The following is a 25,305-nucleotide window of genomic DNA, read 5'->3' as shown; positions in this document are numbered from 1 at the left end:
CCATGCCCGACCTGCAACTCGCGGACGAGGCCTCTCGCCTGGTGACCTACCTGCGTAGCGCCGACCTCAGCCTGATCACCGCGGAATCCTGTACTGCCGGGCAGATCAGCGCCGAACTGTCGGCGGTGGCCGGCAGCGGCAAGGTGATGGAAGGCGGCTTCGTCGTCTATTCGCCGGCGGCCAAGCTTGCCCTGCTGGGGCTCGACCCGAACTGGCTGGAGCGTTTCAACCTGACCAGCGTGGAGGTCGCCGAGGCCATGGCCAGGGCGGCCCTGCAACGCAGTCCGGCGAGCGCCGCGCTGGCGGTCACGGGGTTGCTCGGCAGTGGAGCGAAGGACGGCATCCCGCCCGGTACCGTGTGCTTCGCCTGGGCCTTCCGGTTGCCCGCCGGCCTCGCCCTGTTCTCGCGCCGCGAGCGCTTCCACGGCGACCCCGCGCGGATGCGCCGGGAAGCCACCCGCTGGGCGCTGCGGCGCCTGCCCGAATTCCATCAACGCGCCTTGCGCGGCGAACGCGCCTGAGGCGTCCGACAGAGAGGAAACCACCATGAGCGAACAGCGACAGACCCTGCCTGCGCAGCACCAGGACCAACGTCCCGGCCACGAAAGCGAGATGCAGCCGAAGCCGGAGTTCGTTTCCGCCGATTACCGTCCGGCGGCCAAGCTGGAGGGTAAGGTGGCCCTGGTCACCGGCGGCGACAGTGGTATCGGCCGCGCGGTGGCGGTGGCTTTCGCCCGCGAGAAGGCGGATGTGGTGCTGGTCTACCTGGATGAGAACGAAGACGCGGCGAAGACCCGCGAGATCATCGAGTCGCTCGGCCGCCAGTGCCTGGCGTTCGCCGGCGACGTCGCCGACGCCGGCTTCTGCCGCCAGGTGGTGGACACGCTAAGGCAGAAATGGGGACGCCTCGACGTGCTGGTCAACAACGCCGGCGAGCAGCATCCGCAGGCGCGCCTGGAGGACATCAGCGAAGAGCAGTGGGAGAAGACCTTCCGCACCAACATCTTCGGCATGTTCCAGTTGACCAAGGCGGCCCTGCCGCTGATGGGCAAGGGCGGGGCGATCATCAACACCACCTCGATCACCGCCTACAAGGGCAACCCCCAGCTGATCGACTATTCCTCGACCAAAGGCGCGATCACCTCGTTCACCCGGTCGCTGTCGATGAACCTGGTCAACCGCGGCATCCGCGTCAACGCCGTGGCCCCGGGCCCGATCTGGACGCCGCTGATCCCGTCCACCTTCAGCGCCGAGAAGGTCGCCCACTTCGGCGCGGATACGCCGATGGGCCGGCCCGGCCAGCCGGAAGAGCTGGCCGCCAGCTACGTCTACCTGGCCTGTAACGACTCGTCCTACGTCAGCGGCCAGGTGCTGCACGTCAACGGCGGTACGGTAGTCAACGGCTGAGGCGCCCCGGCGGCCGCGTTCACTCGCGTGCCGCCGCCGGCAGCAGGGGGTAGACCCGTACCGCGCTCAGACGCTGCGGGAACAGCAGGGGATAGCAGAGTTGCAGGCGAACGTGCGCCTCGCTGGTGCTGAGGGTTGGCGCGAAAGTGGTGAGCACGGTCCGGCCGGGTTGTCCGGCGTCTGAGAAATGAACCATGAAAGCCTGCATCGGAGCGCTCCTGCCGGGATACGGGAAAGGTCACTGCTCAGTGAAGCTGCGCTCCAGCTCTCGCGCCAGTCCGCACACCGACCGTTGGCAACGGCATTCCTCCCGACTGACGCCGGCGCCCGGCGGTTCCGTCGTGCGGACAGGCGGGCCGCCGGCGAAAAAGAATGAACCATCGCGGCCGCCGCGACTCCGCTTCTAGGTAGCCGGAACGGCCGGCCGCGACGCAGACAAGGAGCATGCCGATGAAACGCGACTGGGGGTTGATCAGGGATCTGCTGGAGCATCTGGAAAGCCTTGGCTTCGGCCAGCACTGGGAAGCACGCGAGCTACCCGGTCATTGCCGCGAGGCGGTGGCCTACCACTTGCAGTTGCTCAACCAGGCGCAACTGCTCTGCGGCAGCGTCCAGCATTCCTGGACCGGCCAGGAGCAATGGGTGGTCCACCACCTGACCCTGGCCGGCCACGACCTGCTCGACCGCCTGCGCCAGGAAAGCGCGGCGGCCGCCGTGCCGGTACGCAAGAGCGCCTGAGAAAACCCCGCAAGCACCGGCCTGCAGCGGCGGGCCGGAAGGAAGCCCGGCGATGCCCGACAGCCAAGACCAGACCCCAAGTGCGGTCCAGACCCTGAAAGCCAGCATCCTCGCCAAACTGCGCTACAGCGTCGGCCGCGACCCATCCACCGCCTGCCCGCACGACTGGTTCGAAGCGGTGGCCCTGGCGGTGCGCGACCACATCATCGACCACTGGGAGGAGGCCACCCCGCAAGGTGAAGCGCCCGCGCGCAAGCGGGTCTACTACCTGTCCCTGGAGTTCCTCATCGGTCGCCTGTTGCTGGACAACCTCGGCAACCTCGGGCTGCTCGAGGAAACCCGCCAGGCCCTTGCCGAGCTGGGCGTCGACCTGCAGCGGATCGTTGCCCTGGAGCCGGACGCGGCGCTCGGCAACGGCGGCCTCGGACGCCTGGCGGCATGCTTCATGGAAAGCATGGCCAGCCTCGACATTCCCGCGCATGGCTATGGCATCCGCTACGAGCATGGCCTGTTCCGCCAGGTGCTGACCGACGGCTGGCAGCAGGAGCAGACCGAGACCTGGCTGGATTTCGGCAATCCCTGGGAGTTCGAACGACCCGAGGTCAGCTACTACATCGACTTCGGCGGCAGCGTGCAGGTCGACAGCGAGCACAGTGGCCGAGCCATCTGGCGGCCGGACGAGCGGATCCGGGCGATCGCCTACGACACGCCGATCGTCGGCTGGCGGCGTGCCAGCGTCAATACCCTGCGCCTGTGGCGCGCTCGCGCCGAGGAAGACCTGCAACTGGACCGTTTCAACGCCGGCGACCATATCGGCGCGGTGGTCGACGTGGTCAAGGCGGAGAGCATCTCGCGGGTGCTGTATCCGGCAGACAGCACCGAGGCCGGTCAGGAACTGCGCCTGCGCCAGGAGTACTTCTTCGTCTCAGCCTCGCTGCAGGACCTGCTCGACCGCCACCTGCGCCATCATCACGACCTGCGTAGCCTGCCGGAACAGGTGGCGATCCAGCTCAACGACACCCACCCGGCGATCGCCGTCGCCGAGCTGATGCGGCAACTGGTGGACGTGCACCAACTGGCCTGGCCGGACGCCTGGGCGCTGAGCGTGGCGACCTTGTCCTACACCAACCACACGCTGCTCCCGGAAGCCCTGGAATCCTGGCCGGTGGCGCTGATGGAGCGCCTGTTGCCGCGCCACATGCAGATCATCTACCTGATCAATGCCTTCCATATAGACGCGCTGCGTGCCCAGGACATCCACGACTTCGACCTGTTGCGTTCGGTCAGCCTGATCGAGGAGGGCCACGGCCGACGGGTGCGCATGGGCAACCTGGCGTTCCTCGGTTCGCACCAGATCAACGGGGTATCGGCATTGCACACCGAGCTGATGCGCGAAACCGTGTTCCATGACCTGCATCGCCTCTATCCGCAGCGCATCAGCAACAAGACCAACGGCGTGTCGTTCCGCCGCTGGCTGTTCCAGGCCAACCCGGGGTTGACCGAGCTGCTGGTGGAGACCCTCGGCGCCGACCTGCTGGACACCCCGGAACGGCGCCTGCCGGACCTCGAGGAGCACGTCGAGGACGCCAGGCTGCGGGCGCGCTTCGCCGAGCAGCGCCGGCAGAACAAGACCGCCCTGGCGCGCCTGGTGCTGGACAGCCTCGGCGTGGCGATCGAACCGGAAGCGCTGTTCGATGTGCATATCAAGCGTATCCACGAATACAAGCGGCAGTTGCTCAACCTGCTGCACACCGTGGCGCTGTACCAGGAGATCCGCAACGACCCGACCGCCGACCGCGTGCCGCGGGTGAAGATCTTCGCCGGCAAGGCTGCCGCCAGCTACCACCAGGCCAAGCTGATCATCAAGCTGGCCAACGACATCGCCCGCACCATCAACGACGACCCCACCGTGCGCGGCCTGCTCAAGCTGGTGTTCCTGCCCAACTACAACGTCAGCCTGGCCGAGGCGATCATTCCCGCGGCGGACCTCTCCGAGCAGATTTCCACCGCCGGGCTCGAGGCCTCCGGGACCAGCAACATGAAGTTCGCCCTCAACGGCGCGCTGACCATCGGCACCCTGGACGGCGCCAATGTCGAGATGAGCCAGCGGATCGGCCTGGAACACATGTTCATCTTCGGCCTCAGCGCCCAGCAGGTGGAGCAGCGCCGGCAGGCCGGGGAGCTGGAGATGGGCGGGGTGATCGCGGCCTCGCCGCGGCTGGAGGAAGCCCTGGAGGCGATCCGCAGCGGGCTGTTCTCGGCCGACGACCGCAGCCGCTACGAAGGGCTGGTGGACGGCCTGGTGCACGACGACCGCTTCATGCTCTGCGCCGACTTCGAGGCCTACTGGCATGCGCAGTGCCGGGTCGAGGAAGTCTGGCGCGAGCCCGATCGCTGGTGGCGCTCGGCGTTGCTCAACGTGGCGCGGATCGGCTGGTTCAGCGCCGACCGGACGATCAGCGAATACGCCCGGGATATCTGGAAGCTATGAAGGGCCTTACCAGAAGCCGGCCGGGTGACGGCGTTCGGGGCCCTCCAGGCGAAGGTCGAAGGCGCGGCGGAAGAATACCGCCAGCTCGCTGTCCAGCACCATCGGGTTGATCGACGCCAGCTCGGCCGGCAGGCTGTGCCATTCCTGGGCCCCGGCCAGGTACTGGCGATGGATGACCCGCTCGCCGGGAATCGCCAGCAGGCTGTAGTGGCTTTTCTCGCCTCCCGGCTCGCCGACTTCCAGGCGCAGGCGAGGATGGCCGTCCTCGTCGAGGTCGAGGTCCACGTTGCAGTCCAGGCCGTAGCTGCGCGCCTCTTCGCAGGAGTCGACGAAAAGCGGTTTCGCCACCTGTTCGACGAGAGAAATGAAATAGTGCTGGAATCGCACTTCGTCACTGTTTTCCATGGCGAGTTCCATTTGTTTTAAAGTTCGACGATTAATTATTGAATGGGTCTATCGGAATGTCAGGGGTTGCAATAGAAAAGAATAATTAAGTGCCTCCGCCTGGGCATTCTTCGGTATTCGCTCCATGATATTTGGGGTAGGGTTCCTGATCACTGTCTCCCGGTTCGAAATTCCATTCATGGCAATCGCGATCGGGTTCTTCGTTGCTTACCACGGGATCGCTGTAGGCCGGATGCTCGTAGGGTTTCATGGTGCTCCTCCGAGATGTGCGGGCTTTCATCTGACGCAATTCGGGGATTCCTGTCAATGCTGGCAATGGAATAAGGCAAGGATCTTTGAACCCTATGGATTGCGCTCGAAACATGCTGGCAAAGCGCTTCGCTTTCATTCGCTGAAAATAATCTGAACCACTGGCGAAACACCCTCTCAGAGTTAGGGCATGCGCAACGCATGCGTCCATGAAATCTGTTCTGAAGAGATTATTCGGAGGAAATAGAAATGGCACAGCATCAAGGTGGTAAAGGCAACTTCGCGGAAGACCCGAAACGTGCTTCGGAGGCCGGCAAGAAGGGCGGCCAGGCCAGCGGCGGCAACTTCAAGAACGATCCGCAGCGGGCCTCCGAGGCTGGCAAGAAAGGTGGCCAGCGCAGCCACGGCGGGAACTGATAACCGCGCAGTGAAGTGAATGGGGCGGAGCAGGGAGGCATCCGCCCCATTTTCATGCCCAGGATGAGGAGAGGAAACCGATGAGCGAGCAGAATAACGAGCAGCGCAGCCAGGCGGCCGGCACCGACACCGTCGACCGTGGCAACAGCAACGCCAAGCTGGAACAGCTGGAGGCCTATCGCGAGGACGCCACCGGAGAGGCCCTGAGCACCAATACCGGCACCCGCATCGCCGATAACCAGAACACCCTGAAGGCCGGCGAGCGCGGACCGTCGTTGCTCGAAGACTTCATCATGCGCGAGAAGATCACCCACTTCGACCACGAGCGCATTCCCGAGCGCGTGGTCCACGCTCGTGGCTCGGCGGCGCATGGCTACTTCGAGGCCTACGAGGACCTCAGCGACCTGACCAAGGCCGGCTTCCTCGCCGAGGCGGGCAAGCGTACCCCGGTCTTCGTGCGTTTCTCCACCGTGCAGGGGCCGCGCGGGTCCGCGGATACGGTGCGTGACGTACGCGGCTTCGCCGTGAAGTTCTATACCGACGAAGGCAACTTCGACCTGGTCGGCAACAACATGCCGGTGTTCTTCATCCAGGATGCGATCAAGTTCCCCGACTTCGTCCATGCGGTGAAACCCGAACCGCACAACGAGATTCCCACCGGAGCGTCTGCCCACGACACCTTCTGGGACTTCGTTTCGCTGACCCCGGAGTCGGCGCACATGGTCATGTGGCTGATGTCCGATCGCGCCATTCCGATCGCCTACCGCAACATGCAGGGCTTCGGCGTGCACACCTTCCGCCTGGTCAACGCGGCCGGCGAGAGCGTGCTGGTCAAGTTCCACTGGCGACCGAAGTCCGGGACCTGCTCGCTGGTCTGGGACGAGGCGCAGAAGCTCGCCGGCAAGGACCCCGACTTCAACCGGCGGACCCTCTGGGAGGACATCGAGAAGGGCGACTATCCCGAATGGGAGCTGGGCCTGCAGGTGATCCCGGAGAACCAGCAGGACAGCTTCGACTTCGACCTGCTCGACCCCACCAAGCTGGTGCCCGAGGAGTTGGTGCCGGTAAGGGTGGTGGGGCGGATGGTACTCAACCGCAACCCCGACAATTTCTTCGCCGAGACCGAACAGGTGGCGTTCCACGTCGGCCACGTGGTCCCCGGAATCGACTTCACCAACGACCCGCTGTTGCAGGGTCGGCTGTTCTCCTATACCGACACCCAACTGCTGCGCCTGAGCGGGCCGAACTTCAACGAAATCCCGATCAACCGCCCGCTGTGTCCGTTCCACAACAACCAGCGCGACGCGCCGCACCGGCAGACCATCAACCGCGGCCGGGCTTCCTATGAACCGAACTCGATCGACGGCGGCTGGCCGAAGGAAACCCCGCCGGCGGCGCGCAACGGCGGCTTCTCCACCTACCACGAGCCAGTCAGCGGCAGCAAGCTGCGCAAGCGCGCCGACTCCTTCGCCGATCATTTCAGCCAGGCCGCATTGTTCTGGCACAGCATGAGCGAGGCCGAGCAGGCGCATATCGTCGCCGCCTACAGCTTCGAACTGTCCAAGGTCGAGCGGCAATCGATCCGTGAGCGCGAAGTCAACCAGATACTCCTCAACATCGATCCGCAACTGGCCGCCAGGGTCGCGGCGAACGTCGGTGTGCAGCTCGCCGCGCCGGCCAACCCGGCACCGCAGCCGAAGCCGTCGCCGGCGCTGAGCCAGATGAACCTGCTGTCCGGCGACATCCGTTCGCGCAAGGTGGCGATCCTGATCGCCGACGGCGTCGCCGAGAGCGACGTCAGCGACCTGTGCGACGCGCTCCGCCAGGAGGGCGCGGACGCCAAGCTGATCGCGCCCAGCGCTTCGCCGGTGCAGGCCGAAAACGGTGCCGAACTGATCCCGGAGGGAACCTGGGACGGCCTGCCGTCGGTAGCCTTCGACGCGGTCTTCGTGCCTGGTGGCGCGGCCAGCAGCCAGGCCATCGGCGCGGACGGACGCGGCCTGCACTACCTGCTGGAAGCCTACAAGCACCTGAAGCCAGTGGCCTTCGCTGGCGATGCCCAGGCGCTGGCCAGCCAGCTTTCGTTGCCTGGCGACCCCGGCGTGGTGCTCGGCGCCACGGCCACCGATGTCTTCCCCGGCCTGCGCCAGGCATTGATGCAGCACCGGATCTGGCAGCGCGAGGCGGCGACCAAGGCGATCCCCGCCTGAGGAGCGCCGCTGGCGAATCCGATCGCACCTTCCCGTCGTCTCGTCGGTCACAGCTGGAAAGGGCGGCTGGCCGAGCGATTCGGCGGGAGGACCCGGATGACCTTGCGTTGCCTGATCGGCGGTTGCGACTGGTGCCGGCAACCGGCGTTGCGACTGGGTGAGGAAACCTTCGACTGCGAGCGCTGCCTGCGTTGCGGTGCCCTGCGCTACAGCGGGATACAACGCCGATGAGCGCCTGGGAGACGCTGTGGAAGATCCTCGGCGAGGAGTTCGCCGATCTCGCCGACTTCGAGCAGACCGCCCGCGCCGCGTTGCGCCTGCTGCTGGCGGCGGCGCTCGGCGCGGTACTCGGCTACGAGCGCGAGCAGAGCGGCAAGGCCGCCGGCCTGCGCACGCACATGCTGGTAACCCTCGGCGCGGCGCTGTTCGTCATGCCGCTGCAATTGCAGAGTGGCGGGGCGGACGCGCTGAGCCGGGTGATCCAGGGCACCGTCGCCGGCATCGGCTTCCTCTGCGCCGGCACCATCCTCAAGGCAGGTCGGGAAAGCCGGGTCAGGGGCCTGACCACCGCGGCGGGTCTCTGGGCCAGCACCGCCATAGGCGTCGCGGTCGGACTCGGTCACCAGGGTACCGCGGTGCTCGGGACGGTCCTGGCGCTACTGGTGCTGCATGTCCTGGCCTGCCTGAACCGTTCGCCGCCATCTTCCGATAGCCATTGAGGAGAGTTCCGTCATGTTCAAGGACTTCGACGCCTGTACCGCCTGGACCGACGCGATGCAGGAGCGCTGCCAGCCGGTCGGCCTGATCCTCTATCAGCCCAAGCGGCGTGGCGCGGCGGTACGCATGCTGTGGGTAGTGACCCCGGGTTGCAGTTGCCTGAGCGACGCCGAGACCGCCGCCGACAACCTGCTCCAGCGCATCACCGACATCGCCGCCGACGGCCGCGTGCGTTACGCGGACGGCGGCACGCTGTAACCATCAAGAGGAGGAAACCGGCATGGCGCGTGCGATCTGGAAAGGCGCGATCAGCTTCGGCCTGGTGCATATACCGGTGAGCCTGTCGGCGGCGACCTCGTCGCAGGGCATTGATTTCGACTGGCTCGACCAGCGCAGCATGGAGCCGGTCGGCTACAAGCGGGTGAACAAGGTCACCGGCAAGGAGATCGAGCGCGAGAACATCGTCAAGGGCGTGGAGTACGAAAAGGGCCGCTACGTGGTGCTGAGCGAGGAAGAAATCCGCGCGGCGCATCCCAAGTCGACCCAGACCATCGAGATCTTCGCTTTCGTCGATAGCCAGGAAATTCCCCTGCAGCACTTCGATACCCCGTACTACCTGGCCCCCGACCGGCGCGGAGGCAAGGTCTACGCGCTGCTCCGGGAGACCCTGGAGCGCACCGGCAAGGTCGCCCTGGCCAACGTCGTCCTGCACACCCGCCAGCACCTGGCGCTCCTGCGGCCTCTGCAGGACGCCCTGGTGCTGATCACCCTGCGCTGGCCGTCGCAGGTGCGCAGCCTGGATGGCCTGGAGCTGGACGAAAGCGTCACCGAGGCGAAACTCGACAAGCGCGAGCTGGAGATGGCCAAGCGCCTGGTGGAGGACATGGCCTCCCACTGGGAGCCGGACGAATACAAGGACAGCTTCAGCGACAAGATCATGAAGCTGGTCGAGGAAAAGGCCGCCAAGGGCCAGCTGCACGCGGTGGAGGAAGAGGAGGAGGTGGCTGGCAAGGGCGCCGACATCATCGATCTCACCGACCTGCTCAAGCGCAGCCTGCGTTCCCGCGCCGGCGGCGGCAAGGACAAGGGCAGCGAAAAGGCCGGGGCCGACGCGAAGGGTCGCGCCAAGTCCGGTGCCTCGCGTTCGCGGCGCAAGGCCTGAGGCGAGCCGCTGGGTAAATCAACCTGAACCAATCGGTCGCCGGCGGGCTCGGAATCAATGACCGTCCGCGCCGCCGGCCATTCGAGGCCGGCGGAAGCCTCGCGACCCATCGCCGAACCCACGTCCCGGAGGAGCGCGCCTCGATGAGTTCGATTGTCCGCAACAGCGACGATGATCCGCTGGTCATCGCCATCCAGCAGCCCCGTATCGCCATCGAGTCGGTCAGCCCTGTGGTGGAAGAGGGTGCCTATCCCGCGAAGACCGAGAGCGACCGCGACCTGCGCCTGGCCGCGCGAATCTTCGCCGATGGCCATGAGGTACTCGGTGCCGAGGTGGTCTGGCGGCGTGTCGGGGAAACCGCGGAGCGGCGCCTGCCGCTGCTGCCCGAAGGCAACGATTTCTGGAGCGCGCAGTTGCGCACGCCGCCCTGCGGCCGCCTGTACTTCCGTATCGAGGCCTGGATCGACCGTTTTGCCGGCTACCGCCGCGAATTGCGTGCCAAGCATGGCGCACGCCTGCCGCTGGAACTGGAGCTGCGCGAGGGCGACGAACTGCTGCAGCGCTGCGCCGAGCGCGGCGGTCCGGAGATCGCCGCCGCCTGTGCGCCGCTGGCCGAACGCCTGCAGGCCTGCCAGAGCGTCGAGGAGCGGGTGGCGCTGTGGCTGGCGGCGCAGACCGGCGAACTGTTGCGTCTGGTCGGCCCGCGCGAGCACCTGGTGCGCAGCCGCGAATACCCGGTGGAGGTGGAGCGACCGCTGGCGCGCTTCGCCAGTTGGTACGAGCTGTTCCCTCGCTCGGAAAGCGGCGACCCGACACGCCACGGTACCTTCGACGACGTGATCCGGCGCCTGCCGCAGATCGCCGCGATGGGCTTCGACGTTCTCTATTTCCCGCCGATCCACCCCATCGGCCGCACCCACCGCAAGGGCCGCAACAATTCCTTGCGTGCCGAGGCCGGCGACCCCGGCAGTCCGTATGCGATCGGCAGCGAGGAGGGCGGCCACGAGGCGATCCATCCCGAACTGGGCGACCGCGAGGATTTCCGCCGGCTGCTCGTTGCGGTGCGCGAGCACGGCATGGAACTGGCGCTGGACTTCGCCATCCAGTGCTCCCCCGACCACCCCTGGCTGCGCGAGCATCCCGGCTGGTTCGCCTGGCGTCCGGACGGTAGCTTGCGCTACGCGGAGAACCCGCCGAAGAAGTACGAGGACATCGTCAACGTCGACTTCTACGCCGAACAGGCCCTGCCGAGCCTGTGGGAAGCCTTGCGCGACGTGGTGCTGGGCTGGGTCGAGCAGGGCGTGACGCTGTTTCGCGTCGACAACCCGCACACCAAGCCACTGCCGTTCTGGGAGTGGCTGATCGCCGAGGTGCGCGGCCGCCATCCGCAGGTGATCTTCCTTTCCGAGGCGTTCACCCGCCCGGCGATGATGGCGCGCCTGGGCAAGGTCGGCTTCAGCCAGAGCTACACCTATTTCACCTGGCGCAACGACAAGCAGGAACTGGCGGAGTACTTCGCCGAACTCAACCAGCCACCCTGGCGCGACTGCTACCGGCCGAACTTCTTCGTCAACACCCCGGACATCAATCCCTGGTTCCTGCAACGCTCCGGCCGCCCCGGCTTCCTCATCCGTGCCGCCCTGGCGACCATGGGGTCGGGGCTGTGGGGCATGTACTCCGGCTTCGAGCTGTGCGAGGCGGCGGCCTTGCCGGGCAAGGAGGAGTACCTCGACTCGGAGAAATACCAGTTGCGTCCGCGCGACTACCAGGCGCCGGGCAACATCGTCGCCGAGATCGCCCGGCTCAACCGCATCCGCCGGGAAAACCCGGCATTGCAGACGCACCTCGGGTTCCAGGCCTACAACGCCTGGAACGACCGCATCCTGTATTTCGGCAAGCGCACCGCGGACCTCGCCAACTTCGTCCTGGTGGCGGTCTGCCTGGACCCGCACGAAGCCCAGGAGGCGCATTTCGAACTGCCGCTGTGGGAGTTCGGCCTGCCCGACGACGCCAGCCTCCAGGGCGAGGACCTGATGAACGGGCATCGCTGGGTCTGGCACGGCAAGGTCCAGTGGATGCGCATCGAACCCTGGCACCTGCCGTTCGGCATCTGGCGCGTGCGGCGCGTCGACGCATAAGGAGAAACCCATGGCCAGACGCGAGAAACCGGTCTTTCTCAACGACCCGCAATGGTACAAGGACGCGGTGATCTACCAGGTCCACGTGAAATCCTTCTACGACGCCAACAACGATGGCATCGGCGACTTCGCCGGGCTGATCGAGAAGCTCGACTACATCGCCGACCTCGGCGTGAACACTCTCTGGCTGCTGCCGTTCTACCCGTCGCCACGCCGCGACGACGGCTACGACATCGCCCAGTACCGTGGCGTGCACAGCGACTACGGCAGCCTCGCCGACGCCCGCCGGTTCATCGCCGAGGCCCATCGACGCGGTCTGCGGGTGATTACCGAGCTGGTGATCAACCACACCTCCGACCAGCATCCCTGGTTCATCCGCGCCCGCCACGCGAAGAAGGGATCGCGCGCCCGCGACTACTACGTCTGGTCGGACAGCGACGAGAAATACCAGGGTACGCGGATCATCTTCATCGACACCGAGCAGTCCAACTGGACCTGGGACCCGGTAGCCCAACAGTACTACTGGCACCGCTTCTATTCCCACCAGCCGGACCTGAACTTCGACAACCCGCAGGTCCTGCGCGAGGTGCTCGGGGTGATGCGCTACTGGCTGGACATGGGCGTCGACGGCCTGCGCCTGGACGCGATTCCCTACCTGATCGAACGCGACGGCACCAGCAGCGAGAACCTGCCGGAGACCCACCAGGTGCTCAAGCGCATCCGCGCCGAGCTGGACGCGCACTATCCCGACCGCATGCTGCTGGCCGAGGCCAACCAGTGGCCGGAAGACACCCGGCCGTACTTCGGCGGCGAGGATGGCGGCGAGGGCGACGAATGCCACATGGCCTTCCACTTCCCGCTGATGCCGCGCATGTACATGGCCATCGCCCAGGAGGATCGCTATCCGATCACCGACATCCTGCGCCAGACCCCGGACATCCCGGCCAATTGCCAATGGGCGATCTTCCTGCGCAACCACGACGAGCTGACCCTGGAGATGGTCACCGACGACGAGCGCGACTATCTCTGGAACCACTATGCCGCCGACCGCCGCGCGCGCCTCAACCTGGGCATCCGCCGGCGCCTGGCGCCGCTGGTGGAGCGTGACCGGCGGCGCATCGAGCTGCTGCACAGCCTGCTGTTGTCGATGCCGGGCACGCCGACCCTGTACTACGGCGACGAGATCGGCATGGGCGACAACATCTACCTCGGCGACCGCGACGGCGTGCGGACCCCGATGCAGTGGTCGGTGGACCGCAACGGCGGCTTCTCCCGCGCCGACCCGGCGAAGCTGGTGCTGCCGCCGATTCTCGACCCGCTGTACGGCTACCAGACGATCAACGTCGAGGCGCAGGCGCGCGACCCGCATTCGCTGCTCAACTGGATGCGCCGCCTGCTCGCCGTGCGCAGCCAGCAGAAGGCCTTCGGCCGCGGCAGCCTGAAGATGCTCGCGCCGAGCAACCGACGGATCCTCGCCTACCTGCGCGAATACGCCGAGGGCGAACGGCAGGACAGCATCCTCTGCGTGGCCAACCTGTCGCGCGCGGCCCAGGCGGTGGAACTGGACCTCGCCAGCCATGCCGGCAAGGTGCCGGTGGAGATGATCGGCGGCATGTCGTTCCCGCCGATCGGCGAGCTGACCTACCTGCTGACCCTGCCGCCCTACGGCTTCTACTGGTTCTACCTGGCCGACGCGACGCAGATGCCGAGCTGGCACGTGGCCGCCGACGAGCGCCTGCCGGAACTGCCGACCCTGGTGGTCAAGCAGCGCCTCGGCGAGCTGCTGCAGGGCGCATCGCGGAACATCCTGGAAGGCGAGACGCTGCCGGCCTACCTGCCGAAGCGCCGCTGGTTCGCCGGCGAGAAAGGCCAGCCACGGCTCTGCTACATCGTTCCGCTGGACGAGGCGGAGCCGCGCTGTGCGCTGTGCGAAGTGGAGATCGACGGGCTGCGCTACCAGTTGCCGCTGGGCTTCCTCGACGCCGACCAGCGCGGCGACAGCCTGCCTCAGTTGCTGGCCCTGGCGCGCCTGCGGCGCGGTCGCAAGGTCGGCCTGCTGACCGACGCCGCCAGCCTGCCGCTGTTCGCCCGCAAGGTCCTCGCGCAACTCCGCGCCGAGGCGGTGATCGCCCACGGCGACGGCGAGATCCAGTTCATCCCGGCGGCGGGACTGGCGGAAATGGACGACATCGCCGACGAAGACGTCCTGCCGTTCTCGGTGGAGCAGTCCAACAGCTCGATCCGCTTCGGCGAGCGCATGGTCCTCAAGGTGCTGCGCAAGATCCTTCCGGGGCTGCACCCGGAAATCGAGGTCGGCGGCTACCTGACCCGCCACGGCTACCCCGGCATCGCCCCGTTGCTCGGCGAGGTACGGCGGGTCGGCGCGGATGGCGAGCCGCACACGCTGATGATCCTGCAGGGCTACCTGAACAACCAGGGCGACGCCTGGAACTGGACCCTGGACAACCTGGAGCGAGCCGTGCGCGACGAGATATCCGCGGCCAGCGAGGCGCTCGAAGGGCAATACGACAGCCTCGCCGAACTGCGCGGCTTCGCCGCCAACCTCGGCGCCCGGCTCGGCGAGATGCACAGCGTACTGGCCGGCGAGTCGGACGATCCGGCCTTCGGCAGCCGCGAGAGCGACGAAGCCAGCGTCCAGGCCTGGGCGCTGCGTATCGCCGAACAGTTGCGCGAAGCCGGCAAACGCCTGAGCGAGCCGCCACGACCGTTGCAGGGCGAGGCGGCGGAACGGGCGCGGCGCCTGCTGGAACGCCTGCCGGCGCTGCTCGAACGCCTGCCGCTGCTGGCCCGGCAGGCAGCCGGCGGGCTGCTGATCAGGGTTCACGGCGACCTGCACTTGGGCCAGGTGCTGATGGTCCAGGGCGACGCACGCTTCATCGACTTCGAGGGCGAGCCGACGCGCAGCCTGGAAGAGCGCCGCCAGCGCCACAGTCCGATGAAGGACGTCGGCGGCATGCTGCGCTCGTTCGACTACGCGGCGGCGATGGTCCTGCGCAACGCGCAGAGCACCGATAGCTCGGAACAGGCCGACAGCGCCCGGCGCAAGGTCGCCATGCGCTATCGCAGCGAAGCCCGCGATGCCTTCCTGGCCGGCTATCGGGCCGCCGCGGCGGGTCTCATGCACGCCTGGCACGGTCGCGAAGGCGAGGGGGCGGCGCTGGCCCTGGCCTGCCTGGAAAAGGCCGCCTACGAACTGCTCTACGAAGCCGACTACCGCCCCGACTGGCTGGAAGTGCCTCTCGCCGGTCTGGCCGAACTCACCGAACACCTCCTGAAGGGCAAGAACCGATGAGCGAACCGATGTCCGAACGCGAACGCTGGCAACTGGAGCTGGACAAGCTGCAGCGCGGCCTGCAGGGCGATCCATTCGCCTTCCTCGGCCCGCAGCGCGACCCCGGCGGCGAAGGCGGCGTGCTGCGCGCCTACCTGCCCGGCGCGCAGCGCGTCGAGCTGCTCGACGAAGACGGCGCGACGCTCGCCGAACTGGAGCAGAGCGACCCCGGCAGCGGCTTGTTCCAGCGCCACCTGGAGCGCCTGCCACCGCGCTACCGCCTGCGCGTGCACTGGCCGGACGGCGTGCAGGAAAGCGAAGACCCCTATGCCTTCGGGCCGTTGCTCGGCGAACTCGACCTCTACCTGTTCGCCGAAGGCAACCACCGCCAACTGGCCTCCTGCCTGGGCGCGCAACTGACCCGTCACGAAGGCGTGGAGGGCGTGCGCTTCGCAGTCTGGGCGCCGAACGCCGTGCGCGTCTCGGTGGTCGGCGATTTCAACGGCTGGGACGGGCGCCGTCACCCGATGCGACGACGCTATCCATCCGGCGTCTGGGAACTGTTCGTCCCGCGCCTCGGCGAGGGCGAACTGTACAAGTACGAGTTGCAGGGCCACGACGGCCTCCTGCCGCTGAAGGCCGACCCCCTGGCGCTGGCCTGCGAGACGCCGCCCGGAACCGCTTCGAAGACCTGCGCGGCGTTGCGCCACGAGTGGTGCGACCAGGACTGGCTGGCCCGGCGCGCGGAGCGCCAGGGCTATGCGGCACCGCTGTCGATCTACGAAGTCCACGCCGGCTCCTGGCGCCACCGCGACGGCCGGCCGCCGCACTGGTCGGAACTGGCGGAGGAGCTGATTCCCTACGTGCGCCAGCTCGGCTTCACCCATATCGAGCTGATGCCGGTGATGGAACATCCCTTCGGCGGCTCCTGGGGCTACCAGCCGCTCGGGTTGTTCGCCCCCACCGCGCGCTACGGCACGCCGGAGGACTTCGCCGCGTTCGTCGACGCCTGCCACCAGGCCGGCATCGGCGTGATCCTCGACTGGGTGCCGGCGCATTTTCCCACCGACGCCCACGGCCTGGGCCGTTTCGACGGCACGGCGCTGTACGAGTACGAACATCCCTTCGAAGGCTTCCACCAGGACTGGGATACCTACATCTACAACCTTGGCCGCAGCGAGGTGCACGGCTTCATGCTGGCCTCGGCGCTGCACTGGCTGCGCACCTACCACGTCGACGGCCTGCGGGTGGATGCGGTGGCCTCGATGCTCTATCGCGACTATTCGCGCAAGGAAGGCGAATGGCTGCCGAACCGCCATGGCGGCCGGGAGAACCTGGAGGCCATCGACTTCCTCCATCACCTCAACCAGGTGGTCGCCAGCGAAACCCCCGGCGCGCTGGTGATCGCCGAGGAATCCACCGCCTGGCCCGGCGTCAGCCGTCCGGTGGCGGAGGGCGGCCTGGGCTTCAGCCATAAGTGGAACATGGGCTGGATGCACGACAGCCTGGCGTACATCGGCGAAGACCCGCTGCACCGGCGCTATCACCACCACCAGTTGACCTTCGGCCTGCTCTACGCCTTCTCCGAGCATTTCATCCTGCCGATCTCCCACGACGAGGTGGTACATGGCAAGCACTCGCTACTGGACAAGATGCCCGGCGACCGCTGGCAGAAGTTCGCCAACCTGCGCCTGTACCTGAGCTTCATGTGGTCGCACCCGGGCAAGAAGCTGCTGTTCATGGGATGCGAGTTCGGCCAGTGGCGCGAGTGGAACCACGACGGCGAACTGGACTGGTACCTGCTGCGCTATCCGGAGCATCAGGGCGTACAGGACCTGGTGGCGGCCCTCAACCGGCTGTACCGCGAACTCCCCGCACTGCATGCGCGCGACGGCGAGGCGCTCGGCTTCGAATGGCTGATCGGCGACGACCAGGCGAACAGTGTCTACGCCTGGCTGCGCCACGCGGCCGGCGAGCCATCGCTGCTGGCGGTACACAATTTCACCCCGGTGCCGCGCCAGGGCTATCGGATCGGCGTACCGCAAGGCGGCGACTGGGACGTGCTGCTCAATAGCGACGCCCAGGCGTTCGCCGGTTCCGGCGCAGGCAGCCAGGGCCGCGTCTCCAGCGAGTCGTGCGGCGCCCATGGCCAGGCGCAGTCGCTGGTGCTCGACCTGCCGCCGCTGGGCACGCTGCTGCTGCGTCCGGCCGGCTGATTCAGGCCTGGCCCTGGCGCAGGCGGCGCTGTTTGCGGCGCAGGCGGATCGCCCGGCGCTCCAACAGCAGGTAGACCACGCAGGCCAGCGCCAGGGGTAGGAGGAAATACAGCACCCGGTAGCCGATCAACGCGGCCAGCAGCACGCCCTGGGACAGGCGTCCCTGGAGCAGGGCGATGAACACCGCTTCGAGCACCCCGAGCCCGGCCGGGATATGGGTGATGACCCCGGCGATGCTGCTGATCAGGAGGATCGCCAGGACGCTCGGGTAATCCACGCTGTGCGGCAGCAGGCTGTACAGCAGGAGCGCCATCAGCGACCAGTTGCTCGCTCCGAGCAGGCCTTGGAGGGCCGCCAGCCGCCAGGACGGCAGGGTCAGCCGATGCTCGCGCCAGCCCCAGGCGCGGCGTCGGGCGAAACGGCAGGCCAGCAGGTAGCCGGCGGCCAGCGCCAGGAGCAGGGCGCCGATCAGGCGCAGGCCGTCGCTGCCGAGCTTCCAGCCCGGCGGCAAGGCCGGCAGGCCGCAGCTGAACAGGATGCCGGCGAGCAGCAGGTAGCCGAACCAGTTGGTCACCAGGCTGAAGGTGAGGATCCGGGTGATATCGGCGATGTCCAGGCCGAGCCGACTGTACAGGCGATAGCGCAGCGCCACGGCGCCGACCCAGGAACTCAGGTTGAGGTTGAACGCATTGCACACGAACGCCACGGTGAAGACCCGCCGCTTGGGCAGCGAGTGGCCGATGTAGTAGCGGCTGAGCAGGTCGAAGCTGCTGAACACCGTATAGCCGGCGGCCGCCAGCAGCAGCCCGAGGAACAGGGTCGCGGGGCGATACTCGCCGAGGGCGTGGCGGACTTCCTGCCAGTCGAGATTCTTCACCAGCAGGAACAGCAGCACCGGGACCAGCACGAAGAACGCCAGGGTCAGCAGCCTGCGCAGCCAGCGCCAGTGAGAGCGGCGCGGCGGCGTCGAGGTGGCTTCGTGACCGCTGCCGTTCATGGGTTGCCCCGCTGGCCCTGGCGTTCCTGCCAGCGCCGCGACGGACGCGGCTCCAGGGATTTCAGGCGCGGCAGATGGGCGGGTACCCAACCGGCGATGGCCGGGAAATGCCGGGAAAAGTGGAAGCCGAGGAAGATCAGCGGCGCCCGCCACCAGTAGCCGCGCCTCGCGTGGCGGCGGCTGATGCGCCGGCAGTGGCGGCGCGCCAGCTCGCGCAGGTGCTGGTAGAGCTGGCCGTTGAAGGCGACGTCGCGGATCACCAGGTTGGCCTCCAGGTTCAGCGACAGGCTGAGGGGATCGAGATTGCTCGAGCCGATGGTCGACCAGTCGTCGTCGATCACCGCGACCTTGCCGTGCAGCGGACGCTGGCAGTATTCGTGGATACGCACGCCCTCGCGCAGCAGGTAGTCGTAGAGCAGCCGGCTGCACAGGCGCACCAGCGGCATGTCCGGCATGCCCTGTAGTACCAGGTCGACGCGCACGCCGCGGCGCGCCGCATCGCGCAGCTCGCGAAGCAGGCGGTAGCCGGGGAAGAAATAGGCGTTGGCGATCAGCAGGCGTCGCCGCGCCTGGCGGATCGCCTGCAGGTACTCGCGCTCGATGTCGTCGCTGGACTGGTCGTTGTCGCGGATCACCAGGCGCACCCGCGCCGGCTGCCCGGCGCCCGACGGCCGCAACGGCGGGTAGTCGGCGTCCGGTTCGAGCAGCGCCAGGCAGGCCTGGCGGATATCGCGCACCACCGGGCCCTCGACGCGCACCGCGTAGTCCTGCTTGGCCATGTTGCCGCGACGTACCAGGTGGTCCTCGCCGTAATTGATGCCGCCGACGAAGGCCTGCCGGCGATCGATCACCACCAGCTTGCGGTGCAACCGGCGAAACAGGTTGGTGCGCATGCCGAGCAGGCGCGGGCGCGGGTCGAACAGGTGCACGCGAACCCCGGAGGCGGTCAGCCTGGCCAGGTAGTCCGGGCTGAGCGAGGCGGTGCCGTAGCCGTCCACCGTGACCTGCACCTCGACACCGCGCTCGGCGGCGGCGCTGAGGGCTTCCTGCAACTGCCGGCCGACCTCGTCCTCGAAGATGATGAAGGTTTCCAGGAGGATCTCCCGGCGCGCCTCGGCGATGCACTGGAACAGGCGCGGAAAGTACTCTTCGCCGTTGATCAGCAGTTCTACGCGGTTGCCGTCGCGCCAGGGGAAGTTCATGGCTCCACCTCCACCGCCAGCGGCAGGTGGTCGGACAGGTGCGACCAGGGCCGCCGCGAGAGGATGCGCGGCTGGCGCCCGCGGGCATTGCGCAGGTAAATGCGGTCCAGCGGCAGCACCGGCCAGCGCGCCGGGAAGCTGCGCGCCGGCCGGCCCTGGGCGCCGACGAAGACTTCGCGCAGGCCGCAACCGGCGAGCAGTTGGTCAGCGCGCTGGCGCCAGTCGTTGAAGTCGCCGGCGACCACCACCGGCTCGCGCTCCGGCAGGCCCGCCACCAGTTCGCAGAGCAGTTGCAACTGGCGCTGGCGCTGCGCCTCGCGCAATCCCAGGTGCACGCAGACCGCGTGCAGCGGACGGCCGATGTCGATCACCGCATGCAACAGGCCGCGTTCCTCGTTGCCCGCCACCGAGACGTCGAGGTTGCGGTGGGCGAGGATCGGATGCTTGGAGAGCACGGCATTGCCATGGTGGCCTTCGGGATACACCGCGTTGCGCCCGTAGGCGAACTGCGGCCACATGCTGTCGGCCAGATACTCGTATTGCGGCGCCGGCGGCCAGGACGGCAGGCGCGCGGCGTGCAGGCTATGGGAGCCGAGGACCTCCTGGAGGAACACCAGGTCGGCACCGACGCTGCGCACCGCTTCGCGCAACTCCGGCAAGATGAAGCGCCGATTGAACGGGTTGAAACCCTTGTGGGTGTTCACCGTCAGCACCTGCAGGCGTGGCAGGATCATGCGGCACTCTCCCGCAGGTCATCGGGCAACTGTCCGGGCACCGTGCGCAGGCCGCCGTCGAGTTCCAGCAGCTGCAGGAGGCGCCGGGCGTCGTAGGGTGCGCGCACCTTGACGTCGTTGTCGAAGTAGCAGTACAGGTCGCGCGCCGTCGCCTTCGCCGGGGCGTCCTGGCTGGCCCGGCGCAGGTCGTCGGCCTGGCCGCCGCCGGCCCAGGCGCGGATCCGTGCCTGCCACTGGCCCAGGGCCGCTTCCGAATAGCCGCTGCGGTACAGTTCCTTGTCGCCATGCAGGCGCAGGTAGAGGAAGTCGGCGCAGACGTCGCCGAGCAGCGGCCACTTGCCGGCGGTATCGGCCACCACCAGGGCAACCCGGTATTCGCGCAGCAGCTCGATGAACGTCGGGTCGACGAAGCTCTCATGGCGGATTTCCACGGCATGCCGCAGGCGCTGCGCCGGATCGCCGTCGAGGTAGCCCTCGCGGTGCAGGCGCGCGGCGCTGTGCCGGGCGAGCTTCTGCGCGGCGGCGCCGTCGCGCGGCAGGCGGGCGAGGAAATCGGCGAACAGCTCGCGGTCGAAGCGCATGCTCGGCGGGAACTGCCAGAGGAACGGGCCGAGGCGCTGGCGCAGGGCGAGGGGGCCGGAGGCGAAGAAGTTCGCCAGCGGCTCGTCGATCTCGCGCAGGCGCCGCACGTGGGTGATGTAACGCGGGGCCTTGACGCTGAAAACGAAGTCCTCGGGGGTATCCTCGGCCCAGCCGCGGAAGCGCTCGGGCGTCTGCAGGGCGTAGAAGGTGCCGTTGATCTCGATGCTGTTCACCGCCCGCGAGGCGAAGCGCAGTTCGTCCTTCTGGCGCAGCCCCTCGGGATAGAAGTCACCTCTCCAGGGGGCGTAGCGCCAGCCGGAAATGCCGATGCGCAGGCGTGCCGGTGCGCTCATGCATCACCCCCGGGCGCCGCTTTCCGGCGTCGGCCGGCGCGCCAGTTCGTCCACCGCGCGTTCGTCGAGGCGTTCCTCGCTGCCCTCGACCTGGCGCTTCTGCGGCACCAGTTCGACCTTGATCCAGCCGGTCTCGCGGCGGTCGAAGGCTTCGAAGGCCTCGATGGCGTCGCCGATCGGCTTCACCTGGGTGAGGATCTTCGCCGGGTCGATGCGTCCGCTGAGCACATGTTCGAGCAGCAGCGGAATGTACTTGCGGTGGTGGCAGTTGCCCATGCGGATGGTCAGGTTGCGGTTCATCGCCAGGCCGATGGGAAACTGCCGCGAGTCTTCGGCGTAGACGCCGATGATCGACAGGGTGCCGGCCTTGGCCAGGCCCTGCACCGCCCACTCCAGGGCCTGTGCGGGGGTGTTGCCGGGACTCCAGCTGGTGCCCTCCTGGCGCGGCGCCGGGGTGGCGGTGCCATGGCTGTGCTCGGCGTCCACGCCGACGGCGTCGATGGCGCGGTCCACGCCGATCCCGGCGGTCAGCCAGCGCAGGGCCTGGACCGGATCCTCGCGCTCGAAGTCGATCACTTCGGCGCCTTGCTGGCGGGCCATGTGCAGGCGGTCCGGGTGGCGGTCGATGGCGAACACCCGGGCGGCGCCGAGGAGCAACGCGCTGGCGATGGCGAACTGGCCCACCGGACCGCAGCCGAACACGGCGACGGTGTTGCCGGGGGCGATACCGGCCAGTTCGGCGCCGAAGTAACCGGTGGGGAAGATGTCCGACAGGAGTATCGCCTGGTCGTCGCTGATGCTGCTGGGCAGGCGGATCAGGCCGATGTTGGCATAGGGAATCCGCGCTTTCTCGGCTTGCAGCCCATGGAAGCCGCCGTTGGCCCGGGGACCGCCGAAGAACGCGGTGCCGGCCTGGCTGCCGCCGGGGTTGGCGACGTCGCACTGGGCGTAGTAGCCGGCTCGGCAATACACGCAATTGCCGCAGGCGATGGTCGAGGGAATCACCACCCGGTCGCCGACCTGCAGGTTGCGCACTTCGTCGCCGAGCGCCTCGACGATGCCCACGCCCTCATGGCCGAGGATGGTTCCCGGACGCATGCCGCCGACGCTGCCACGGACGAAGTGCAGGTCGGTGCCGCAGATCGCTGAGGCGGTCAGCCGCACGATGGCGTCGGTGGGTTCCTGCAGGCGCGGCTCCGCCACGTCTTCCAGGCGGATGTCGCCGATGTCATGGAATACCACGGCTTTCATGGCGTTCTCCCGGTTGGGGCCCGGCCTCGGCCGGAACGGCAAAGGCGGGCCGGGTGGAAGAAAGGCTCAGTAGTGGGCCTGGGCGACGCCCTGCAGGACGGTGGCGCTGGAGGCCTGGTCGCGGCAGCTGGCGATGTTGCCCAGGGAAACCACGCCGACCAGCCGCTTCTCGCGGTTGAGCACCGGCAGGCGGCGCATCTGGATGTCGGCCATGTTGCGGGCCACGTGCTGGACGTCTTCGTCTTCGAAGCAATAGTGGATGTCGCCGCTCATGATGCGGCCCAGCGGGGTATCCCCGGACAGGCCGCCGGCCACCGCGCGGATGGCGATGTCGCGATCGGTGATCATCCCGACCAGGCGGTCGCCTTCGCCGACCAGCAGGGCGCCGCTGTCGATCCTCGCCATGGTGGCGGCCGCCTCGCGGATGCTCTGCTGCGGGTCGGCGACCTGGACGTTGCGGGTCATGATGTCGCTGATCTTCATGCTGTCCTCCTGTGTAGGGTGGATGTGCGGGCGCCGCGTGCGGCACCTACAGGTTCCGACTGGAGGTGCCGGGGGCGGTTCAGCTTTTTTCCCCGCCGTTCATCCTTCCGCTCCGGCGCCCGGCGGTTGTAGCTCGAACAGCAGGAAACTGCGGCCGCCGACCAGGAACTCGCTGGCGAACGGGTAGCGTTCGCCGAGCGGGACCTCCGGCCGCTGGGTATCCAGCAGGCAGGTCCAGCCGCTGCCTTCGGCCACCTCGGGAAGACGGAAGGACACCGCGTCGTGGTAGGCATTGAGGATCAGCAGCAGGGTGGCATCCTCACCGCTGCGCAGGATCCCGGTGGGTTGCGCGCGGCCATCGAGGAGCACGCCGAGACAGCGGGCGTGCTCGTCGTGCCAGTGTTCCTCGGTCATCTCCTCGCCGCCGGGCGCCAGCCAGGTGACGTCCTTGACACCCAGCGCCTCGTTGTACTCGCCGACCAGGAAGCGCCCCCTGCGCAGGATCGGATAGCGTTGGCGCAGGGCCAGCAGGCGCTGGGTGAAGGCCAGCAGCGAACGGCCCTCGTCGTCCAGCCGCCAGTCGATCCAGCCCAGTTCGTTGTCCTGGCAATAGACATTGTTGTTGCCCTGCTGGGTGCGGCTGAACTCGTCGCCGGCGACCAGCATCGGGGTGCCCTGGGACAGCAGCAGGGTGGACAGCAGGTTGCGCATCTGGCGCAGGCGCAGGGCGCGGATCTCCGGGTCGTCGGTGGGGCCCTCGCAGCCGTGGTTCCAGGACAGGTTGTGGTCGCTGCCGTCGGCGTTGTTCTCGCCGTTGGCCTCGTTGTGCTTGTGATCGTAGGAAACCACGTCGCGCAGGGTGAAGCCGTCGTGGGCGGTGACGAAGTTCACCGACGCGTAGGGCCGCCGTCCACGCTGGTCGTAGAGATCGCCGGAGGCGGTTAGGCGCCGCGCCAGTTCCGGCAGCATGCCGTCGTCGCCGCGCCAGTAGGCGCGCACGCAATCGCGGAAACGGTCGTTCCATTCCGCCCAGCCGGGCGGGAAGCCGCCTACCTGGTAGCCGCCGGGGCCGCAATCCCAGGGTTCGGCGATCAGCTTGCACTTGCTCAGCACCGGGTCCTGGCGGCAGGCGACGAGGAAGCCGTGGCGCTCGTCGAAACCGTCCGGATGGCGGCCGAGGATGGTCGCCAGGTCGAAGCGGAAGCCGTCCACGCGCATCTCCGTGGCCCAGTAGCGCAGCGAGTCGGTGACCATCTGCAACACGCAGGGGTGGCTGAGGTCGAGGGTGTTGCCGGTGCCGGAATCGTTGATGTAGTAGCGGCGCTGGTCGGGCATCAGGCGGTAGTACGAGGCGTTGTCGATGCCGCGCATGCACAGGGTCGGACCCAGCTCGTTGCCTTCCGCGGTGTGGTTGTAGACCACGTCGAGGATCAGCTCCAGTCCGGCGTCGTGGAGGTGCGCGACCATCTCCTTGAACTCGTTGACCTGGCCGCTGGCGAGGTAGGCCGGGTGCGGGGCGAAGAAGGCGATGCTGTTGTAGCCCCAGTAATTGCTCATACCGTTTTCCAGCAGGTGCTTGTCGTCGACGAAACCGTGGATCGGCAGCAGCTCGACGCTGGTCACCCCGAGCCGGCGGATGTGCGCCAGCAGGTCGGCGTTCATCAGTCCGGCGAAGGTCCCGCGAACCGCCTCCGGGACCTGCGGATGGCGCATGCTGAGGCCGCGCAGGTGGGCTTCGTAGATCACCGTGCGGTCCCAGGGGACGCGTACCGGCGGGCGCTCGGCCCAGGTGAAGGCCGGATCGATGACCTTCGACTTGGGCACGAAGGGCGCGCTGTCGCGCTCGTCGAAGCTGAGGTCGGCGTCGGCCGAGCCGATGGTGTAGCCGAACAGCGCCTCGGACCAGCGCAGGCGGCCGACCAACTGCTTGGCGTAGGGATCGAGGAGCAATTTGTTGGGATTGAAGCGGTGGCCGGCATCCGGCTCGTAGGGACCGTGCACCCGGTAGCCGTAGATCTGCCCCGGGTGGGCGTCGGGCAGGTAGCCGTGCCAGATCTCGTCGGTGTACTCGGGCAATTCGATGCGCTCGATCTCCTTTTCCCCGCGCGCGTCGAACAGGCACAGCTCGACCTTGGTCGCGTGGGCCGAGAACAGCGCGAAATTGACGCCGAGGCCGTCCCAGGTGGCGCCAAGGGGGAAGGGGTGCCCTTCGCTGATCCGCGAAGGAGCGGGGCTACGCTTTCTGCTCATGCACTGGACTC

General features: G+C 67.6%; 21 protein-coding genes and 1 pseudogene. 13 read left to right on the top strand and 9 right to left on the bottom strand.

Annotation, left to right across the window (positions count from 1 at the left end; translation table 11 throughout):
- Window positions 1-2: 2 nt before the first annotated feature.
- Both LJF27_RS23730 and LJF27_RS23725 read left to right on the top strand, forming a co-directional pair.
- Window positions 3-550: pseudogene (locus tag LJF27_RS23730) on the top strand (CinA family protein).
- Window positions 547-1,407 carry an SDR family oxidoreductase gene (locus tag LJF27_RS23725; protein WP_003100806.1) on the top strand — a complete coding sequence of 287 codons (861 nt, stop codon included), beginning with the start codon at window positions 547-549 and terminating at the stop codon, window positions 1,405-1,407. Before LJF27_RS23730 ends, LJF27_RS23725 begins: the two are co-directional and overlap by 4 nt.
- Before the next feature lie 19 nt (window positions 1,408-1,426).
- On the opposite strand, the gene LJF27_RS23720 is transcribed toward LJF27_RS23725, so the two are convergent.
- Window positions 1,427-1,615 (bottom strand): hypothetical protein, encoded by a 189-nt coding sequence (locus LJF27_RS23720; protein ID WP_003088902.1) that lies wholly within the window; start codon window positions 1,613-1,615, stop codon window positions 1,427-1,429.
- Window positions 1,616-1,857: 242 nt separating this feature from the next.
- On the opposite strand from LJF27_RS23720, the gene LJF27_RS23715 reads away from it, so the two are divergent.
- Complete coding sequence (locus LJF27_RS23715) at window positions 1,858-2,145, top strand: DUF2513 domain-containing protein (RefSeq protein ID WP_003100808.1); 288 nt, start codon at window positions 1,858-1,860, stop codon at window positions 2,143-2,145.
- 52 nt (window positions 2,146-2,197) lie between these two features.
- Window positions 2,198-4,636, top strand: coding sequence for a glycogen/starch/alpha-glucan phosphorylase (locus tag LJF27_RS23710; RefSeq protein ID WP_003100816.1), 2,439 nt, complete (start codon window positions 2,198-2,200; stop codon window positions 4,634-4,636).
- A gap of 6 nt (window positions 4,637-4,642) precedes the next feature.
- Here LJF27_RS23710 and LJF27_RS23705 read toward each other — a convergent pair whose 3' ends face one another.
- Window positions 4,643-5,041, bottom strand: coding sequence for a hypothetical protein (locus LJF27_RS23705; RefSeq protein ID WP_003100818.1), 399 nt, complete (start codon window positions 5,039-5,041; stop codon window positions 4,643-4,645).
- 498 nt (window positions 5,042-5,539) lie between these two features.
- Here LJF27_RS23705 and LJF27_RS23700 point away from each other — a divergent pair, with 498 nt between their 5' ends.
- The 9 genes from LJF27_RS23700 to glgB all read left to right on the top strand — a co-directional run bounded on the left by LJF27_RS23700 (window position 5,540) and on the right by glgB (window position 17,442).
- A complete protein-coding gene (locus LJF27_RS23700) occupies window positions 5,540-5,707 on the top strand; it encodes a general stress protein (protein WP_003088912.1) in 168 nt (55 codons plus the stop codon).
- 80 nt (window positions 5,708-5,787) lie between these two features.
- Window positions 5,788-7,917 carry a catalase HPII gene (gene katE, locus LJF27_RS23695; protein WP_003100821.1) on the top strand — a complete coding sequence of 710 codons (2,130 nt, stop codon included), beginning with the start codon at window positions 5,788-5,790 and terminating at the stop codon, window positions 7,915-7,917.
- A 96-nt stretch (window positions 7,918-8,013) separates the two neighbouring features.
- The gene (locus LJF27_RS30400) at window positions 8,014-8,148 is read left to right on the top strand and encodes a PSPA7_2676 family Cys-rich small protein (protein ID WP_003088917.1); all 135 of its coding nucleotides are present in this window, start codon (window positions 8,014-8,016) and stop codon (window positions 8,146-8,148) included.
- On the top strand, window positions 8,145-8,636 hold the full coding sequence (locus tag LJF27_RS23690; RefSeq protein ID WP_003100824.1) for an MgtC/SapB family protein: 492 nt from the start codon (window positions 8,145-8,147) through the stop codon (window positions 8,634-8,636). Before LJF27_RS30400 ends, LJF27_RS23690 begins: the two co-directional genes overlap by 4 nt.
- Window positions 8,637-8,649: 13 nt before the next feature.
- Window positions 8,650-8,892, top strand: coding sequence for a hypothetical protein (locus LJF27_RS23685; RefSeq protein ID WP_003088922.1), 243 nt, complete (start codon window positions 8,650-8,652; stop codon window positions 8,890-8,892).
- Between the two features lie 22 nt (window positions 8,893-8,914).
- Entirely contained in the window at window positions 8,915-9,796 is an 882-nt protein-coding gene (locus LJF27_RS23680) for a Ku protein (RefSeq protein WP_003100825.1), read from the top strand.
- A 143-nt stretch (window positions 9,797-9,939) separates the two neighbouring features.
- Window positions 9,940-11,934: an alpha-1,4-glucan--maltose-1-phosphate maltosyltransferase gene (locus tag LJF27_RS23675; protein WP_003100827.1), complete on the top strand. Its 1,995-nt coding sequence runs from the start codon at window positions 9,940-9,942 to the stop codon at window positions 11,932-11,934.
- 10 nt (window positions 11,935-11,944) lie between these two features.
- Window positions 11,945-15,247 carry a maltose alpha-D-glucosyltransferase gene (gene treS / locus LJF27_RS23670; RefSeq protein ID WP_023110067.1) on the top strand — a complete coding sequence of 1,101 codons (3,303 nt, stop codon included), beginning with the start codon at window positions 11,945-11,947 and terminating at the stop codon, window positions 15,245-15,247.
- The gene (gene glgB, locus LJF27_RS23665; RefSeq protein ID WP_023116569.1) at window positions 15,244-17,442 is read left to right on the top strand and encodes a 1,4-alpha-glucan branching protein GlgB; all 2,199 of its coding nucleotides are present in this window, start codon (window positions 15,244-15,246) and stop codon (window positions 17,440-17,442) included. The genes treS and glgB overlap by 4 nt, the downstream gene beginning before the upstream one ends.
- 1 nt (window position 17,443) lies before the next feature.
- On the opposite strand, the gene LJF27_RS23660 is transcribed toward glgB, so the two are convergent.
- The 7 genes from LJF27_RS23660 to glgX all read right to left on the bottom strand — a co-directional run bounded on the left by LJF27_RS23660 (window position 17,444) and on the right by glgX (window position 25,294).
- A complete protein-coding gene (locus tag LJF27_RS23660) occupies window positions 17,444-18,439 on the bottom strand; it encodes a lysylphosphatidylglycerol synthase domain-containing protein (protein WP_003113647.1) in 996 nt (331 codons plus the stop codon).
- Complete coding sequence (gene clsB / locus LJF27_RS23655) at window positions 18,436-19,641, bottom strand: cardiolipin synthase ClsB (RefSeq protein WP_003113648.1); 1,206 nt, start codon at window positions 19,639-19,641, stop codon at window positions 18,436-18,438. The genes LJF27_RS23660 and clsB overlap by 4 nt, the downstream gene beginning before the upstream one ends.
- On the bottom strand, window positions 19,638-20,375 hold the full coding sequence (locus tag LJF27_RS23650; protein ID WP_003118105.1) for an endonuclease/exonuclease/phosphatase family protein: 738 nt from the start codon (window positions 20,373-20,375) through the stop codon (window positions 19,638-19,640). The genes clsB and LJF27_RS23650 overlap by 4 nt, the downstream gene beginning before the upstream one ends.
- The gene (locus LJF27_RS23645) at window positions 20,372-21,310 is read right to left on the bottom strand and encodes a DUF72 domain-containing protein (protein ID WP_003113650.1); all 939 of its coding nucleotides are present in this window, start codon (window positions 21,308-21,310) and stop codon (window positions 20,372-20,374) included. The genes LJF27_RS23650 and LJF27_RS23645 overlap by 4 nt, the downstream gene beginning before the upstream one ends.
- Window positions 21,311-21,313: 3 nt before the next feature.
- On the bottom strand, window positions 21,314-22,561 hold the full coding sequence (locus LJF27_RS23640) for a zinc-dependent alcohol dehydrogenase (RefSeq protein ID WP_023116568.1): 1,248 nt from the start codon (window positions 22,559-22,561) through the stop codon (window positions 21,314-21,316).
- 66 nt (window positions 22,562-22,627) lie between these two features.
- Window positions 22,628-23,044, bottom strand: a complete 417-nt coding sequence (locus LJF27_RS23635) for a CBS domain-containing protein (protein WP_003088942.1) — start codon at window positions 23,042-23,044, stop codon at window positions 22,628-22,630.
- A gap of 99 nt (window positions 23,045-23,143) precedes the next feature.
- Window positions 23,144-25,294, bottom strand: a complete 2,151-nt coding sequence (gene glgX / locus LJF27_RS23630; protein WP_023116567.1) for a glycogen debranching protein GlgX — start codon at window positions 25,292-25,294, stop codon at window positions 23,144-23,146.
- Window positions 25,295-25,305 lie beyond the last annotated feature (11 nt).

Source organism: Pseudomonas sp. 203-8 (assembly GCF_020708595.1).
GTDB lineage: Bacteria > Pseudomonadota > Gammaproteobacteria > Pseudomonadales > Pseudomonadaceae > Pseudomonas > Pseudomonas aeruginosa.
This window is presented reverse-complemented; position numbering and strand designations above follow the sequence as displayed.

What these genes read in the sequence shown, in the direction of transcription:
- LJF27_RS23725 (WP_003100806.1), top strand. Translation starts at nt 547, where the DNA reads ATGAGCGAACAGCGACAGACCCTGCCTGCGCAGCACCAGGACCAACGT.
- LJF27_RS23720 (WP_003088902.1), bottom strand. Translation starts at nt 1,615, where the DNA reads ATGCAGGCTTTCATGGTTCATTTCTCAGACGCCGGACAACCCGGCCGG.
- LJF27_RS23715 (WP_003100808.1), top strand. Translation starts at nt 1,858, where the DNA reads ATGAAACGCGACTGGGGGTTGATCAGGGATCTGCTGGAGCATCTGGAA.
- LJF27_RS23710 (WP_003100816.1), top strand. Translation starts at nt 2,198, where the DNA reads ATGCCCGACAGCCAAGACCAGACCCCAAGTGCGGTCCAGACCCTGAAA.
- LJF27_RS23705 (WP_003100818.1), bottom strand. Translation starts at nt 5,041, where the DNA reads ATGGAAAACAGTGACGAAGTGCGATTCCAGCACTATTTCATTTCTCTC.
- LJF27_RS23700 (WP_003088912.1), top strand. Translation starts at nt 5,540, where the DNA reads ATGGCACAGCATCAAGGTGGTAAAGGCAACTTCGCGGAAGACCCGAAA.
- katE (WP_003100821.1), top strand. Translation starts at nt 5,788, where the DNA reads ATGAGCGAGCAGAATAACGAGCAGCGCAGCCAGGCGGCCGGCACCGAC.
- LJF27_RS30400 (WP_003088917.1), top strand. Translation starts at nt 8,014, where the DNA reads ATGACCTTGCGTTGCCTGATCGGCGGTTGCGACTGGTGCCGGCAACCG.
- LJF27_RS23690 (WP_003100824.1), top strand. Translation starts at nt 8,145, where the DNA reads ATGAGCGCCTGGGAGACGCTGTGGAAGATCCTCGGCGAGGAGTTCGCC.
- LJF27_RS23685 (WP_003088922.1), top strand. Translation starts at nt 8,650, where the DNA reads ATGTTCAAGGACTTCGACGCCTGTACCGCCTGGACCGACGCGATGCAG.
- LJF27_RS23680 (WP_003100825.1), top strand. Translation starts at nt 8,915, where the DNA reads ATGGCGCGTGCGATCTGGAAAGGCGCGATCAGCTTCGGCCTGGTGCAT.
- LJF27_RS23675 (WP_003100827.1), top strand. Translation starts at nt 9,940, where the DNA reads ATGAGTTCGATTGTCCGCAACAGCGACGATGATCCGCTGGTCATCGCC.
- treS (WP_023110067.1), top strand. Translation starts at nt 11,945, where the DNA reads ATGGCCAGACGCGAGAAACCGGTCTTTCTCAACGACCCGCAATGGTAC.
- glgB (WP_023116569.1), top strand. Translation starts at nt 15,244, where the DNA reads ATGAGCGAACCGATGTCCGAACGCGAACGCTGGCAACTGGAGCTGGAC.
- LJF27_RS23660 (WP_003113647.1), bottom strand. Translation starts at nt 18,439, where the DNA reads ATGAACGGCAGCGGTCACGAAGCCACCTCGACGCCGCCGCGCCGCTCT.
- clsB (WP_003113648.1), bottom strand. Translation starts at nt 19,641, where the DNA reads ATGAACTTCCCCTGGCGCGACGGCAACCGCGTAGAACTGCTGATCAAC.
- LJF27_RS23650 (WP_003118105.1), bottom strand. Translation starts at nt 20,375, where the DNA reads ATGATCCTGCCACGCCTGCAGGTGCTGACGGTGAACACCCACAAGGGT.
- LJF27_RS23645 (WP_003113650.1), bottom strand. Translation starts at nt 21,310, where the DNA reads ATGAGCGCACCGGCACGCCTGCGCATCGGCATTTCCGGCTGGCGCTAC.
- LJF27_RS23640 (WP_023116568.1), bottom strand. Translation starts at nt 22,561, where the DNA reads ATGAAAGCCGTGGTATTCCATGACATCGGCGACATCCGCCTGGAAGAC.
- LJF27_RS23635 (WP_003088942.1), bottom strand. Translation starts at nt 23,044, where the DNA reads ATGAAGATCAGCGACATCATGACCCGCAACGTCCAGGTCGCCGACCCG.
- glgX (WP_023116567.1), bottom strand. Translation starts at nt 25,294, where the DNA reads ATGAGCAGAAAGCGTAGCCCCGCTCCTTCGCGGATCAGCGAAGGGCAC.